Raw genomic sequence first — 14,915 nt, 5'->3', positions numbered from 1 at the left:
TTGCGGGGTCACGGCTTGGCCCCGAGGAACGGATAGTGGGTGTGATGGGCGATGAAGTCGCGGGCGATGAAGAGCACCCCGAGGATGACGACGGCGACGACAAGCGCATAGATCAGCCAGGCCAGCGCCACCGACAGCGGATGCTGCTTGCCCGCATCGCCGCTGCCGGTCGACTGCAGTCGCACCCCGAGAGCGAAGAAGCCCGGCAGCGCTGCGCCGGTGAGCAGGCTGAACACCAGGATCTTCAACGTGGCCGCGTAGTTGAACCAACCGTTCATGAGGCGTTCCTCGCCGGTATCTGGCCGTCGGCGCCGAACTCCGGTGCCGAGGTATCCGGATCAGCGCCGGTGACCGCGGTCGGCGTGGTATCGACCTCGAGTCCGGCGGTGAGGTTGCCTTCCCAATCCTTGTTGACGTTCTTGTGGTCGATTTTGACCTTGCGCGACTGCCGGTAGATCGCCGCGGAGATTCCGATCAGCAGGCTGAAACCGATGATCGCGCCCGGGTAACCGCCGATCAGGTGCACGATCCAGTAGGTGAGCGCTCCGACCAGGCCGGCCAGCGGCAGCGTGACCAGCCATGCGGTCGCCATCCGGCCGGCCACGCTCCAGCGCACCTCGCCGCCCGGCTTGCCCAACCCGCTGCCCATCACCGAGCCGGTGCAGACCTGGGTGGTGGACAGCGCGTAACCGAAGTGCGCGGACAGCAGAATGACTGCGGCCGAGGACGATTCGGCTGCCATGCCCTGCGGTGACTTGATCTCGACCAGACCCTTGCCCAGGGTGCGGATGATCCGCCAGCCCCCCAGGTAGGTACCGGTCGCCATTGCCACGGCACACGCCACGACGACCCACAGCGGCGGTACCGTTGCCGCCTTGCTGACCGCTCCGTAGGAGATCAGCGCCAGGAAGATGACGCCCATCGTCTTCTGCGCGTCGTTGGTGCCGTGCGCCAGCGAGACCAGCGACGCCGAGCCGATCTGGCCGCGCCGGAAGCCGGCCTCGGTACGTTCGGTCGGGACACCGCGGGTGATGCGGTACACCAGCCAGGTGGCCAGCGCTCCGATGAAGATCGCCAGGAGCGCGGAGACGACGGCCGGGATGATCGCCTTCGATATGACGCCCTTCCAGATCACCCCGTGCCCGCCGACGGCGGCGAGCGTGGCGCCGACGATGCCGCCGATCAGTGCGTGCGAGGAGCTCGAGGGGATGCCGAGGAGCCAGGTCAGCAGGTTCCAGACGACACCCCCGACCAGGCCGGCGAACACCAGCTCGAGGGTCACGATGTGCGAGTCGATCAGACCCTTGGCGATAGTGGCGGCGACCGCGGTGGACAGGAACGCCCCGATCAGGTTCAGCACCGCCGACAGCGCTACCGCCACTTTGGGCTTGAGCGCCCCGCTGGCGATGGAGGTCGCCATGGCGTTGCCGGTGTCGTGAAACCCATTCGTGAAGTCGAAGGCAAGCGCGGTGATCACGACGATGATCAAGAGGAACAGCTGCAGGTTCACAGGGCCTGATTCTGGTGGTCGGAGCATTCCCATGTCGAACGATCGACGAGGGGAAATGCAGGAATATCGCGAGTCGTCGCCAGATGTTACCTGTCAGTTCACCGTGGGTTCGTCCGCGCTCACTGACGGGTGTCGGTGCGCAACGGATGACCGCTGGGCACCTGGATGAAGATCAGTGTGACGCCGTCCGGGTCGGTCACATGCATCTCGTGCAGACCCCATGGTTCCTGCCGCGCTTCGCGGGCGATCGGCACGCCTCGGCTGATCAGTTCGGCCTGCGTCGCCTGCAGGTCGCGCACTTGCAGCCACAGTGCGCCGGGGAACGGTCCCCGGGAGTGGTCGGGTTCGTCGTAACCGGTCAGTTCCAGCAGCGACTGCCCGGCGAAAAACACTGTCCCTGCGCCGTATTCGCGGGCGATCGCCAGGCCGATCTCGTCCCGGTAGAAGCGCAACGAACGCTGATAGTCCGCCGGACGCAGGAGCATCCGGCTCGCGAGGATCTCCATGTCCTCGTGTCTATCACGAGCCGCGCCCCTGCATCAGACTGTTGACCCAGCGAGGGCCCACGGTGTTCAGCGCCTTGGCCGCCAGCGCCATCCGTGGCGCGATCCGCACCGGCCGGGTGCGGGCTGCGGTGATCATCCACTCGCCGGCCTCGCTCGACGTCAGCGCGGGCAGCCCCTGGTAGGCCTTGGTCGGGGCGATCATCGGGGTGGCCACCAGCGGGTAGTACAGGGTCGTCGAGTGCACGCCCTTGCGGCCCCACTCGGTCTCGATGATCCGGCTCACCGCCGAGAGGGCAGCTTTGGAGGCGTTGTAGACGGCGAACAGCGGCGATGCTTCGGACAGCACGCCCCAGGTCGAGACGTTGATGATGTGACCGTCGCCGCGCTCGATCATCCCGGGCGCCAGCCCCCGGATGAGCCGTAGCGGCGCATAGTAATTGAGCACCATGGTCCGCTCGACGTCGTGCCAGCGTTCCAGCGATTCGGCCAGCGGCCGGCGGATGGGGCGGCCGGCGTTGTTGATCAGGATGTCGATCCCGCCGATACGTTCTTCGACATCGGCGACGAGGGCGTCGACGGCGTCCATATCCGAGATGTCGCACGGCACCGACAGGGCCGTCCCACCCGAGGTGGTGATCCGGTCGGCCAGTTCGTCCAGCAGGTCCCGGCGGCGCGCGACGACGACGACCGTGGCGCCCTGGTCGGCGAACTGCTCGGCGGCCGCTTCCCCGATGCCCGAGGATGCGCCGGTCAACAGGATGCGTTTGCCGGCCAGGTCGACGGGCTTGATCGCGGGCCGGTTGAGTAACACCTGGGGTGCCGCGGGCGGGCGCATGCTGGCCAGCACCAGCTGATCGGATAACCGTCGCAGGGGACTCTTGCTCACGTGCGGAGTCTAGGTCGGGCGCCCTTTCGCCCGAGTGTCACGCTAGCGTGACGCTCGGCGGTCATTGCCACGCTAGCGTGACGCTCGGGGGGCCGGGGGCCTAGAAGTACCGGGGGAACGGGCTCCAGTCCGGCGGCCGCTTCTCCAGGAACGCGTCGCGGCCCTCGACGGCCTCGTCGGTCATGTAGGCCAGCCGGGTCGCCTCGCCGGCGAACAGCTGCTGGCCCACCAGGCCGTCGTCGAGCAGGTTGAACGCGAACTTCAGCATCCGTTGTGCTTGAGGAGATTTCGCGTTTATCTCGGCGGCCCACTGCACACCGACGGACTCCAGCTCGGCATGGTCGACGACCTCGTTGACCGCCCCCATCCGGTGCATCTGCTCGGCGGTGTACGGCCGGCCCAGGAAGAAGATCTCGCGGGCGAACTTCTGACCCACCTGACGGGCCAGGTACGCGCTGCCATAGCCGCCGTCGAAACTGCCGACGTCGGCGTCGGTCTGCTTGAACCGGGCGTGCTCCCGGCTGGCCAGGGTGAGGTCGCAGACCACGTGCAGGCTGTGCCCGCCGCCGGCCGCCCAGCCGTTGACCAGGCAGATCACCACCTTGGGCATGAACCGGATCAGTCGCTGTACCTCGAGAATGTGCAGCCGGCCGGCCCGCGCCGCGTCCACCGTGTCGGCGGTGTCGCCGCTGGCGTACTGGTAGCCGCTGCGGCCACGGATGCGCTGATCGCCGCCCGAGCAGAACGCCCAGCCGCCGTCCTTGGGGGAGGGACCGTTGCCGGTCAGCAGCACCGCGCCGACATCCGGCGACATCCGCGCGTGGTCGAGCACCCGATACAGTTCGTCGACCGTGTGCGGCCGGAACGCGTTGCGCACCTCGGGGCGGTCGAACGCCACCCGCACCGTCGCGTCGGTAACGTGGCGGTGGTAGGTGATGTCGGTCAGATCGCCGAAGCCGTCTACCACTTTCCAGATTTCGGCGTCAAATGGGTTGTCGCTCAAGGTTCTTGAACTCCGTCCTGGTCGATCGTCAGGGTTCCGCAGCTGATCGTCTGTGCACTGGTCACCACCGGGTCCTGCGGTGACGCGGCCGTCACGGTATCGGAGCGGCCGGTGGCGGCACGGGTACCGTCGACGTTGATCTCGGTGCGGCGCACGGTCCATTGGCCGCCGTTGTCGAGCGCCTGCAACGCGACGAGGCGGCGGCCGTCGCCGAGGTCGCTGCATCCGACGCCGGTGCCGTTGCCGGCCAGGTTCTCCAGGTCGAAGAGGAAGGGCCTGCCGTAGTGGGCGTCGACCACGGTCTGGAGCCGGCAGTCGGCGAACGCGTAGAGGTGCGCGTTGCGGCCGGTGCTGACGATGACCTGGTGGCTGCCGTCTTCCTGGGCGTCGATCGCCAACGCGCGCAACGGGATTGGGCTTGCCGACGAGACTTCGACCTGGGAGCGCGCGCCGCTGGCGGTACTTATACCGACGACACGGTTGGTGCCACCGCCGGCGCCCGGCACTCTGCCGATCCACAACGCGTCGGGCAGGCCGTCACCCTCGAGATCACCCGCTTGGCGCTGGACGGCACCGGGCGGCAGGGCGGCGCCGCCGGCTGGGCAGCCGGGTGACGCGGACGCGATCGGGGCGTTGATGATTCCGAGGAACAGCAGCGGCACAGCGGGCAGTACGCGGCGCATCAGGCCGGGTCGAAACGGAAGACGGCGCAGCGCCCGGCCAGCGCCTCGAACTCCTCGGGCCGTCCCTCGGTGATCAGACCGGACCTCTTCATGAAACTGACTCCGGTCGGCACCTCGGTGGGGAACGCCCGCAGCACCGGCTTGGCGTCCTGCGGTGAGAGTTCGACCATCCGGATCCGCTCGCTGGTGCGGCCGCGCTGCAGCGTGACTTCACCTGCGGCTCTGACGTTTTGGACCCAGTCGGCGCCGGGGAAGCCGCCGACGACGTAGCGTTGGCCGGCGTAGTTCATCGGGGTTATCGGTGTGGAGCGCGGGATGCCGGACTTGCGGCCCGGGACCGTCAACACGACGGGGCTCTCGCCGCCGAACTTCAGTCCCAGCTTCGACATCTGGATGAAGACCTTGTTCGCCGGCTTGAGCCACCACGGCGGTTTGACCTTGTCAGCCATGCCCGCCACAGTAGTCACCTTCTTGGCGCGAGCAGACGCAAAAGCCCCCTGAAACCGCGGTTTCAGGGGCTTTTGCGTCTGCTCGCGCAACCAGCGCTAGCCGACCGCGCGGCCCGCGCCCTCCCAGAACCGCGCGCGGACGGCCTTCTTGTCCGGCTTGCCCAGCCCGGTCAGCGGCAGCGAGTCGACGATCTCGACGCGCTTGGGCGACTGCACCGAACCCTTGCGCTCCTTGACCGCCGCCTGCACCTCGGCGGTCATCTTCTCGATCGCGGCGTCGTCGCTGGCGGCGTCGGCGCGCAGCACCACCACCGCGGTGACGGCCTCGCCCCACTTCTCGTCCGGAGTGCCGACCACGCACACCTGCGCGACGGCAGGGTGCTCGGCGATGACGTCCTCGACCTCGCGGGGAAACACGTTGAACCCGCCGGTGACGATCATGTCCTTGACCCGGTCGACGATGAAGTAGAAACCGTCCTCGTCCTCGCGGGCCATGTCGCCGGTGTGCAGCCAACCGTCCTTGAATGTCTCGGCCGTGGCTTCGGGGAGATTCCAATACCCGGCCGCCAAAAGTGGTCCGCTGACACAGATCTCACCCGGTTCGCCCTGCGGCACCGGCTGGCCGTCCTCGCCCAGCAACGCCACCCGCGCGAACAGCGTGGGACGCCCGCACGAGGTCAGCCGCTTCTCGTCGTGGTCGGCCTTGGGCAGGTAGGTGATCACCATGGGCGCCTCGGACTGGCCGTAGTACTGCGCGAAGATCGGCCCGAACCGCCGGATCGCCTCGGCCAGCCGCACCGGGTTGATCGCCGAGGCGCCGTAGTAGACCGTCTCCAGCGAGGACAGGTCCCGGGTGTGCGAATCCGGGTGGTCCATCAGCGCGTACAGCATCGAGGGCACCAGCATGGTGGCCGTAATGCGTTGCTCCTCAATGACTCTCAGCACCTCGGCCGGGTCGAACTTGGCCAGCACCACCATCTCGCCGCCCTTGACCACCGTCGGGGTGAAGAACGCGGCACCGGCATGCGACAGAGGCGTGCACATCAGGAATCGCGGGTGCTCCGGCCACTCCCATTCGGAGAGCTGGATCTGGGTCATGGTGGCGATGTTTCCGGTGGTGCCCATCACGCCTTTGGGTTTGCCGGTGGTGCCGCCGGTATATGCCATGCCGCCGACGTGGTCCGGCGGCAGGTCCGCGACGACCAGCGGCTTCGGCTCGTACTTGGCCGCCTCGGCGGACAGATCCACCGCCCGATCCTGGAGAGCCTCCGGCACCGGCCCGATGGTCAGGATCTGCTTGAGTGAGTCCACCTTCTCCAGCAGACCCAGTGCGCGCTCGACGAACATCGGGTTGGGGTCGATGATCAGTGAGCTCGCTCCGGCATCGGAGAGCACGTAGGCGTGGTCGTCCAGCGACCCCAGCGGATGCAGCGCCACCCGCCGATAGCCCTGAGTCTGGCTGGCGCCCAGGATCATCAGCACTTCGGGACGGTTCAGCGACAACAGACCGACGGTGACCCCGGTGCCGGCGTTCAGCGCCTCGAACGCCTGGACGTACTGGCTGACCCGCTCGGCCAGCTGACCGCCGGTGAGTGTGGTGTCGCCGAGGAACAGCACCGGCCGGTTCTTGTGCCGCTTGAGTGCGCCGGCCAGCAGGTGGCCGTTGTGGGTCGGGTTGCGCAACAGATCGTCACTCATAAGAAGAGACTAGAACGTGTTGCAATTCCGGTCAGCCGGCACCCTCGATCACTAGTATTTGCGCACATGACAGGTGCCGATCTCGTCATCACCGGAACCGTACTGACCGTCGACGACAACAGGCCGACGGCCGAGGCGATCGCCATCGCCGACGGCCGGATCGTCGCGGTGGGGGACCGCTCCGCCGTCGAGCAGCACGTCGGCCCGGACACCCAGACCGTCGACATCGGTGACGGCTGCGTGCTGCCGGGCTTCATCGAGGCGCACGGTCACCCGCTGATGGAGGCCATCGCGCTGTCGGACCGGATCGTCGACATCCGGCCGGTCACCATCCGCGACCCTGACGCCGTCGTGGAAACGGTGCGCCGGGAGGCCGCCAAGCGCGGGCCCGAAGGCGCCTACCTCAACGGCTGGGACGCCCTGCTGCAACCCGGGCTGCCCGACCCGACCCTGAGCTGGCTGGACGACATCGCACCGGACGGCCCGCTGGTGATCATCCACAACTCCGGGCACAAGGCGTACTTCAACTCCAAAGCCGCCGTCCAGGCCGGCCTCAACCGCGACACCCCGGACCCCAAGGGCGCCAAGTACAACCGCGACGCCGACGGCGAGCTCGACGGCACCGCCGAGGAGATCGGCGCGGTGTTCCCGCTGCTGGGCGGGGCAATCCAAGCCGGCACCTACCCGGACATGCTGCGCGCCGAATGCGTCCGCCTCAACCGCGCCGGGCTGACCACCTGTTCGGAAATGGCGTTCGATCCCAAGTTCGGTCCGCTGATCGCCCAACTGCACGACGAGCTGACCGTCCGGCTGCGCACCTACGAAGTCTCCAACGCCCAGATGCACACCGACGCGACCCCCGGCCAGGGCGACGACATCATCCGTCAGGTCGGCATCAAGATCTGGGTGGACGGCTCGCCGTGGATCGGCAACATCGCGCTGTCATTTCCGTACCTGGACACCCCGGCCACCCGCAGCGCCGGCATCACACCGGGCTCCTGCGGCTGCGCCAACTACACCAAAGAGCAGCTCACCGAGATCGTCGGCGCCTACTTCCCGCACGGCTGGCAGATGGCCTGTCACGTGCAGGGCGACGCCGGCGTCGACACCATCCTGGACGTCTACGAGGAAGCCCTGAAAGCTAATCCCCGCGACGATCACCGCCTCCGGCTCGAACACGTCGGCGCGATCAGGCCCGAACAGCTGCAGCGCGCTCAAGCGCTCGGCGTCACCTGCAGCATCTTCGTCGACCAGATCCACTACTGGGGCGACGTCATCGTCGACGGCCTGTTCGGACCCGAGCGCGGCTCCCGCTGGATGCCGGCCGGATCCGCGGTTGCCACCGGAATGCGCATCTCGCTGCACAACGACCCACCCGTCACCCCGGAAGAACCGCTGCGCAACATCAGCGTCGCCGCCACTCGGACGGCGCCGAGCGGACGGGTGCTCGGTGCGGAAGAGCGGCTCACCGTCGAGCAGGCGATCCGTGCCCAGACCATCGACGCCGCCTGGCAACTGTTCGCCGACGACGTCATCGGCTCACTGGAAGTCGGCAAGTACGCCGACCTGGTGGTGCTGTCCGCCGATCCGCGCAACGTGCCGCCGGAGCGGATCGCCGATCTCGAGGTACGCGCGACCTATCTGGCGGGACGGCGGGTGCACTAACTGCCGTTGCGCGCGCGGGCGGCGGTAAGCAGTTCGTCGACGGCGTCGCTCAGGCACTGCTCGTACACCTCGGGGTCGGGCAGGGCGGCGCGGTCGGCGGTGAAGCAGAACGTCACCCGGTCGCCGTAGCTGCCGATGCCGTTGTTCAGGCCCATCCCGTCGAGCACCGGGCCCAGCCCGGTGGTGTCGACCATCTGCGCGCCGCAGAAATACATCGGTGTCAGCGGTCCGGGCACGTTGCTCACCAGGGTGTGGGCCGCAACGGTCCGCCCGCGCCGGCTCAGGGCGCGCACCGCAGCCCGCTGCACCGTGCCCATCAGGCCGCCGAGCGCCTCCTCCGACATCTCGATGAGTGAGCGCACGGGATGGGCGCCGGACTCCTTCACGTGCGCTGTCGACGCCACGATGCGGGCCAGCCGGACCAGCGGATCGGCCTCGTCGGTCGCCATCGTGATCGGCGACACCGAATATTCGTTGCCGCTCGTCTTAGAGCTGGTCTTAGTGCTGGTCGCGCTGCCGGCACTGCCGCTGGCGCGGGTGCTGGTGGGCCGGACGGAGATCGGCATCATCGCCACCATCGCCTGGTCGGGAAGCTCGCCCTTGTCGAGCAGGTAGCGGCGGATGGCTCCGCCGACGATCGCCAGGCCGATGTCGTTGATCTTGGCCTCCGGCATCGCGGTACGGATCTCCTTGAGGACGTCCAGCGTCGTGTAGGCGGTACCGAAGACGCGATGCGGCGACACCACCTGGTTGAAGCGGGTCGCCTTGGGCAGCGACGCGGGCGACGTGACGTCGGGGTCCCGGTTGTCGAACACGATCGTGGGCAGCTGGCCCGCGACTTTGCGGACCTGACGCAGCACGTCGAAGGGCCGGATGACGCCGTGCAGCGCGGCGCGGCTGAGCAGCTCGGCATCGGACGGGACGGAGTCGGGTTCCCAGTGGTAGCCCTCGGGCGCAGGTGGCGGCGCGCCGTCGGGCTCGTGGGTATGGATCGCGGTGAGGATCTCGGCCCCGGCGACACCGTCGATGGCGGCATGGTGCACGCGGAGGAACACCGCGAAGGCGCCCTCGGGCAGGTGGTCGACGCCGTCGAGCCCGTCGATCAGATACAACTCCCACGGCGGCCGGCTCAGGTCCAGGGGCCGGGCGTGGATGCGGGCGATCTGGGTGCACAACTGCCGCCAGCTCCCGGGCCGGGGCAGGGCGATGTGCCGGACGTGGTACTCGAGGTCGAAGTCGCCGTCCCGGATCCACCACGGCCGATCGGCCGCGAAGGGTACGTGCACGAGCCGTTCCCGGAAGCTTTCGGCGACGTGCAGCCGCGCTTGGACGTAGGACAGCACTTCCTCGTAGGTGACGGGTTCGCCGCCGCGCGTGGCGGGATCGTAGATGCCGACGATGCCGATGGTGTTGTGCGCGTTCGAGGTGTCGAGTGACACCATCGTCCAGTCAGCGCTGGACAGCTGGCGCATAGCCGCCCTTTTCTGCTTGGTGTCGCAGTCCGCACGACGTGAGGACCGCGGCGATGTGGTCGTCGTAGTCTCTGCCGCGCCATGCGGTGAGGTGGCCGCGCGGGCGCCAGGCGATCGACGGCTGGTCCCAGTGTTCCCACAGTTGGACAGCGCCGCGGGGCGGGGCGATCCCGTCGACCTGGCCGGCCACGATGTGCCGCCGTTCGCGGGGAACCAGGCACGGCCCGGCAAGCGGCGACACGACCCGGTGCACGAGCGTCGACCGATCGTCATGCACCTCGCGGTGTAGCCGGCGCCGCGCCGGGGTCAGCGGCGCCGCCACCCGCATCGACGCGGCCAGGTCGCTGGTCGGCACCACCGCGACCAGGCAGTCGAGATCGCCTTCGAGCGTCGAGAGCAGGCTGATCACATACGAGCCGAGCGACACGCCGAGCAGGCCCAGTGCCCGAGCCCGCTGGTCCTCGCGCAGCCACCGCAGCAGCCGCCGGATGTCCCACACCGCCTGGGTGAGCCCCAGCACGTTGTTCGTCGCGAAGATGTTCGAGGCGAACTGCCGGTAGGGGGACCCGAAAAGGGATGAGCCGCCGGCGCGTGGGCCATGCAGGGGGAGCACGGGGAGGGCGACGTTGATGCCGAGTTGCTCGTGCAGGCGGCGCACACGCAGCATCCTGACGTCGGACGACCGTCCCATCCCCTGCCCGTGGACGACGACGAGCCACGGTCGGGGCGCACCCGGGTGACGCAGCAGCCGGACCGGCACGGAGTCGTTGGCGCCGAACGACATCCAGCGCTGCGCGCCGGGCTCGCCCGGCTCGGGCTGCCAACCACTGTCGAACCGGGCCAGCTCGATCCCGCTCGATAGCGATCCCACCTGACAGTCGGGCGCGTCGGGACGCCGGTGCCGGCGCGCGGGCTCGTCGAACCAGCCGGCGTCGCGGTAGTAGACGACGGCGGCGTCGAGTTCGGCCGAGGCCACCGCGTAATGCTCCGGCGACCCGAGCGAGGACAGCAGCGGCATCGGGCCGGCCACCAGCGCGTCGAGCGCGGCGGCAACACCGAGGCCGACGGACGGCTGCGCCACCGGAACGCCCTCGTAAACGGTGCCGCCCGGCCGGCACGCCCGCTGGGCCGCACGGACGCCCGCCGCGCCGGCCGCCGCCGCAACGGTGGCCGCGGCGACCAGACCAAGCCGGGCGGACCATCTCACCGCCACGCTCCCTCCACCACTCAAGAACAACCTTCTCTTTTAATGAGAATCACATTATCACAATGACCGCTTAACCTGCATTGATGCCTCCGCTCCCCGCCCTCGATGCCTTGCTGGACCGCCTGCATGTCGTCGCGTTGCCGATGCGGGTCCGATTCCGCGGCATCACCACCCGCGAGGTCGCCCTGATCGAGGGTCCCGCCGGGTGGGGCGAGTTCGGCGCCTTCCTGGAATACGGGCCGGCCGAGGCGGCACACTGGCTGGCCTCAGCCATCGAGGCCGCGTATCGCCGGCCGCCGCCGGCGCGCCGCGACCTGGTGCCGATCAACGCCACCGTCCCGGCCGTCAGCGCCGCCGAGGTTCCCGACGTACTGGCCCGCTTTCCCGGCGCGCGCACCGCCAAGGTCAAGGTCGCCGAGCCGGGGCAGGGTTTGGCCGACGACGTCGCCCGGGTGAACGCGGTGCGCGCGCTGGTGCCGACCGTGCGGGTGGACGCCAACGGTGGGTGGGACGTCAGGCAGGCCGCCGAGGCCGCCGCGGCCCTGACGGCCGATGGCCCGCTGGAGTATCTGGAGCAACCCTGCGCCACCGTCGCCGAGCTTGCCGAGCTGCGTCGGCGGGTCGACGTGCCGGTGGCCGCCGACGAAAGCATCCGCAAGGCGCAAGATCCGCTGGCCGTGGTGCGCGCCGGCGCCGCCGACGTGGCCGTGCTCAAAGTTGCTCCGCTGGGCGGCATTTCAGCGATGCTGAAGGTCGCCGAGCAGATCCCGATCCCGATCGTGGTGTCCAGCGCGCTCGATTCGGCCGTCGGCATCAGCCGCGGACTGGCCGCGGCCGCGGCGCTGCCGGAACTGCGGCACGCGTGCGGGCTCGGCACCGGAAGGTTGTTCGTCGAGGACGTCGCCGACCCCGCCGCGCCCGTCGACGGCTTCCTCCCGGTCCGCGCGGTGAGGCCCGACCCGGCGCGGTTGCAGGCGCTGAAAGCGTCGGCGGATCGGCGGCAATGGTGGATCGACCGGGTCAAGGCCTGCCACCGGTTGCTTGTACCGTCGACCGGGTGATCAACCTGGCTTACGACGACAAGGGGACCGGTGAGCCGGTTGTCTTCATCGCCGGTCGCGGTGGTGCCGGCCGCACCTGGCACCTGCACCAAGTCCCGGCGTTCCTGGCCGCCGGATACCGCTGCGTCACGTTCGACAACCGGGGGATCGGTGCCACCGAGAACGCCGGCGGATTCACCACGGCGACCATGGTCGCCGACACCGCCGCACTCATCGAATCGCTGAACCTGGGCCCGGTCCGCATCGTCGGGGTGTCCATGGGTTCGTTCATCGCGCAGGAGCTCATGGTGGTGCGCTCCGAACTGGTCAGCTCCGCGGTGCTGATGGCGACCCGCGGCCGATTGGACCGCTCCCGGCAGTTCTTTCACCGGGCCGAATCCGACCTGGACGCGGCCGGGGTGCAGCTGCCCGCCACTTACGACGCGAAAACCCGTCTGCTGGAGAACTTTTCGCGCAAGACCCTCAACGACGACGCCGCGATCGCCGACTGGATCGCGATGTTCAGCATGTGGCCCACCAAGCTCACGCCGGGCTTCCGTACCCAACTGGACGTCTCGCCGCAGAGCAACCGACTGCCCGCCTACCGCAACATCGCCGCACCGGTGCTGGTGCTCGGATTCTCCGACGACGTCGTCACGCCCCCGTATCTGGGACGCGAGGTCGCCGACGCACTGCCCAACGGCCGCTATCTGCAGATCCCCGACAGTGGGCATCTCGGGTTCTTGGAACGGCCGGAGGCGGTCAACGCGGCGATACTGAAGTTCTTTGCCGGGGTCAGGGCGTAGGTCTAGACCGGATCGAACTTCTCGATCAACCACTTGCCCTGAACCCTGGTCAGGCTCACGCGCGCGGAGCTTGCTGTGTTCTTTGGCTCCGGGTAGTCCTTGGCCGTCGTCGTCTGATTGACGAAAACCAGGATCGTCGCGGAATCTCTGGTGAGGGTCTCCACGCCGGTCCGCGCAACCTTGGCTGTAGCCGACAGGCTCTTCTCCTTCGCCGCCGGCGCGAGAACTTGTTTTGTGAACGTGTCGTAGTAGTTCAAGAAGTCGCCGGTGAGGCATGCTCTGGCCGCAGCGAAGTCCTGGTCCATGGTGCCGGACGTATAGCTCAAGATTTTCACGGTGCAGTCATTTGCGGCTTGGACCACGGTCTGTCGGGCTGCGGCCTGATCTGCCACGGGGAGCGGCTGCCGGCTCTTGGTGATGAATAGCCAGCAGCCCACCGACGCGGCGGCAAGCGTCGCGGCGGTCAATCCGGCGATGAGGAGCCACCAGGCGACGCGCCTCACGACACGAACTCCACTTTGGACACCTTGTAGTCGTCGCCGACCTTCTCGACCCGCATCATCATTCGCCACGAACGTGGCTCGTCCTTGGCGCCATTGCTGTTGGTTATTTTCGATGTCGCCGCGACCAGTACCTGGGCCGTCGTGCCCTTGATCGAGTCCAGGGCGGCGCCGCTGACGGATCCCTGGGTGTCGACGTTGGACTGCTCGACAACCTTGCGGAACTCGGAGCTTCGATTTGCGAAGTCGTCGTGGAATTCGCCTGTCGAGCCGTCGAGGAGGCGTTGGATGTCGCTGTCGGCGGATCCTGCTCTCAGGCTGGTCAACCAGACCGTGAACTGCTTGGCGTAGTCGACATACGGTTGCCACTGCGGTGCCGCGGTGGACGGCTGCGCCTGCGGACGCAGCACCTGCGTCGCGGCGAAGGCGAGCGCGCCGGCCAGCAACATCGCCAGCACCAGCGGAACCACGATCGCCGGCCAGCGCGGACGCGTGGCCACCGGCATCGGCGGATACGGCATCGGCGGGTACGGTGTCGGCGGCATGGGTCCCGGCCAGATCGGCGCGTGTTGGGTCGTCGGCTCGACGGGCGCAAACTCGATCGGTCGGGGCGCTGTCATCTCGGTCGCCGGCGCCGAAGTGCCTGCCATCGCCGCACCAAGCGCCCGCGCGAAATCAGCACAACGCGCATACCGCTGGTCCGGATCCTTGGCCATCGCCTTGGTCAACACCGCATCGAGGCGCGCCAGGTCGGGCCGGTGTTCGGCAAGCAGCGGCGGCGGCGCGGTGAGATGTTTGCCGACAATGGCTGCCGCATTGGAAGACTCGTACGGCAACACACCGGTCAGCAAGTGAAAAGCTGTGGCGCCCAACGCATATTGATCGGCCCGACCGTCCAGGGCTTGGCCCATGAGTTGCTCGGGAGCTGCGTAGGTGATCGAGCCGAGCGTCACGTTAGTCGCCGTCAAACCGCTGATGTCGTCAGCGCGTCGCGCAATTCCGAAGTCGGCCAACAATATCCGCCGCCGATCCGCGTCCGACGCGATCAGGATGTTGGCCGGTTTGACGTCGCGGTGCAGCAGATTTCGCTCATGCGCGTAGTCCAGCGCATCGGCGACAGCGGTGACGATGTCCAGTACGTCGCGCTCGGGCAGGCCGCTCGGTCCGGCATCCCGCAGTGCGCGCGCCGCATCGGTCCCGTCGACGTAGTCCATGGTGATCCAGAGTTGACCGTCGTACTCACCGCGATCGTGCAGACCCACGATGTTGGGATGCCACAGCGTGGCCGCGAGGTCGGCTTCCCGGTTGAAACGCTGCCGGAAGTCCGAATCGTCGGTCAACGAGGTGGGCAGGATCTTCAGTGCGTCCAGCCGCGGCAGTCTCGGATGCCGGGCCAGGTAGACCTCGCCCATCCCACCGGCCCCCAGGAGCCGCATGATGGTGAATCCAGCAAAGTCGTCGCCATCACCTAGTGGCATAGCGGAAAATCC

15 protein-coding genes are annotated in these 14,915 nt (G+C 68.2%); 3 read left to right on the top strand and 12 right to left on the bottom strand.

The genetic code is table 11. The annotated features are described in order from the left end of the window. Window positions 1-8: 8 nt before the first annotated feature. From AC5Y46_RS12170 to fadD8, 8 genes are all read right to left on the bottom strand, one after another. Window positions 9-278, bottom strand: a complete 270-nt coding sequence (locus tag AC5Y46_RS12170; RefSeq protein WP_499944281.1) for a hypothetical protein — start codon at window positions 276-278, stop codon at window positions 9-11. Beyond that, the gene (locus tag AC5Y46_RS12165) at window positions 275-1,510 is read right to left on the bottom strand and encodes an inorganic phosphate transporter (RefSeq protein WP_499991238.1); all 1,236 of its coding nucleotides are present in this window, start codon (window positions 1,508-1,510) and stop codon (window positions 275-277) included. The genes AC5Y46_RS12170 and AC5Y46_RS12165 overlap by 4 nt, the downstream gene beginning before the upstream one ends. 119 nt (window positions 1,511-1,629) lie before the next feature. After that, a complete protein-coding gene (locus tag AC5Y46_RS12160) occupies window positions 1,630-2,016 on the bottom strand; it encodes a VOC family protein (RefSeq protein ID WP_499944283.1) in 387 nt (128 codons plus the stop codon). A gap of 13 nt (window positions 2,017-2,029) precedes the next feature. Next, on the bottom strand, window positions 2,030-2,902 hold the full coding sequence (locus AC5Y46_RS12155; RefSeq protein ID WP_499991237.1) for an SDR family oxidoreductase: 873 nt from the start codon (window positions 2,900-2,902) through the stop codon (window positions 2,030-2,032). Window positions 2,903-3,002: 100 nt separating this feature from the next. Beyond that, window positions 3,003-3,905, bottom strand: a complete 903-nt coding sequence (locus AC5Y46_RS12150; protein WP_499991235.1) for a 1,4-dihydroxy-2-naphthoyl-CoA synthase — start codon at window positions 3,903-3,905, stop codon at window positions 3,003-3,005. Next, on the bottom strand, window positions 3,902-4,588 hold the full coding sequence (locus tag AC5Y46_RS12145; protein ID WP_499991234.1) for a hypothetical protein: 687 nt from the start codon (window positions 4,586-4,588) through the stop codon (window positions 3,902-3,904). Before AC5Y46_RS12145 ends, AC5Y46_RS12150 begins: the two co-directional genes overlap by 4 nt. Further along, a complete protein-coding gene (locus AC5Y46_RS12140) occupies window positions 4,588-5,037 on the bottom strand; it encodes a nitroreductase family deazaflavin-dependent oxidoreductase (RefSeq protein ID WP_499991233.1) in 450 nt (149 codons plus the stop codon). Before AC5Y46_RS12140 ends, AC5Y46_RS12145 begins: the two co-directional genes overlap by 1 nt. A gap of 96 nt (window positions 5,038-5,133) precedes the next feature. Then, window positions 5,134-6,735: a fatty-acid--CoA ligase FadD8 gene (fadD8, locus tag AC5Y46_RS12135; RefSeq protein ID WP_499991231.1), complete on the bottom strand. Its 1,602-nt coding sequence runs from the start codon at window positions 6,733-6,735 to the stop codon at window positions 5,134-5,136. Window positions 6,736-6,801: 66 nt separating this feature from the next. Here fadD8 and AC5Y46_RS12130 point away from each other — a divergent pair, with 66 nt between their 5' ends. Continuing rightward, window positions 6,802-8,400, top strand: a complete 1,599-nt coding sequence (locus AC5Y46_RS12130) for an amidohydrolase (protein ID WP_499991229.1) — start codon at window positions 6,802-6,804, stop codon at window positions 8,398-8,400. On the opposite strand, the gene AC5Y46_RS12125 is transcribed toward AC5Y46_RS12130, so the two are convergent. Next, window positions 8,397-9,872 carry a wax ester/triacylglycerol synthase family O-acyltransferase gene (locus AC5Y46_RS12125; protein WP_499991227.1) on the bottom strand — a complete coding sequence of 492 codons (1,476 nt, stop codon included), beginning with the start codon at window positions 9,870-9,872 and terminating at the stop codon, window positions 8,397-8,399. The genes AC5Y46_RS12130 and AC5Y46_RS12125 overlap by 4 nt on opposite strands. Then, entirely contained in the window at window positions 9,850-11,079 is a 1,230-nt protein-coding gene (locus tag AC5Y46_RS12120; protein ID WP_499991226.1) for an alpha/beta hydrolase family protein, read from the bottom strand. The genes AC5Y46_RS12125 and AC5Y46_RS12120 overlap by 23 nt, the downstream gene beginning before the upstream one ends. An 80-nt stretch (window positions 11,080-11,159) precedes the next feature. Here AC5Y46_RS12120 and AC5Y46_RS12115 point away from each other — a divergent pair, with 80 nt between their 5' ends. Together AC5Y46_RS12115 and AC5Y46_RS12110 are read left to right on the top strand one after the other, a co-directional pair. Further along, window positions 11,160-12,140, top strand: a complete 981-nt coding sequence (locus AC5Y46_RS12115) for an o-succinylbenzoate synthase (protein ID WP_499991224.1) — start codon at window positions 11,160-11,162, stop codon at window positions 12,138-12,140. Continuing rightward, on the top strand, window positions 12,137-12,925 hold the full coding sequence (locus AC5Y46_RS12110) for an alpha/beta fold hydrolase (protein ID WP_499991222.1): 789 nt from the start codon (window positions 12,137-12,139) through the stop codon (window positions 12,923-12,925). The genes AC5Y46_RS12115 and AC5Y46_RS12110 overlap by 4 nt, the downstream gene beginning before the upstream one ends. Window positions 12,926-12,927: 2 nt before the next feature. On the opposite strand, the gene AC5Y46_RS12105 is transcribed toward AC5Y46_RS12110, so the two are convergent. Beyond that, entirely contained in the window at window positions 12,928-13,428 is a 501-nt protein-coding gene (locus tag AC5Y46_RS12105; protein ID WP_499991221.1) for a hypothetical protein, read from the bottom strand. Further along, entirely contained in the window at window positions 13,425-14,903 is a 1,479-nt protein-coding gene (locus tag AC5Y46_RS12100; RefSeq protein WP_499991219.1) for a serine/threonine-protein kinase, read from the bottom strand. The genes AC5Y46_RS12105 and AC5Y46_RS12100 overlap by 4 nt, the downstream gene beginning before the upstream one ends. Window positions 14,904-14,915: the final 12 nt, after the last annotated feature.

The sequence above is a fragment of the Mycobacterium sp. NGS59 genome (assembly GCF_059812345.1).
The sequence above is the reverse complement of the archived record's forward strand: the minus strand, read 5'-3'. Positions and strand labels throughout refer to the sequence as shown.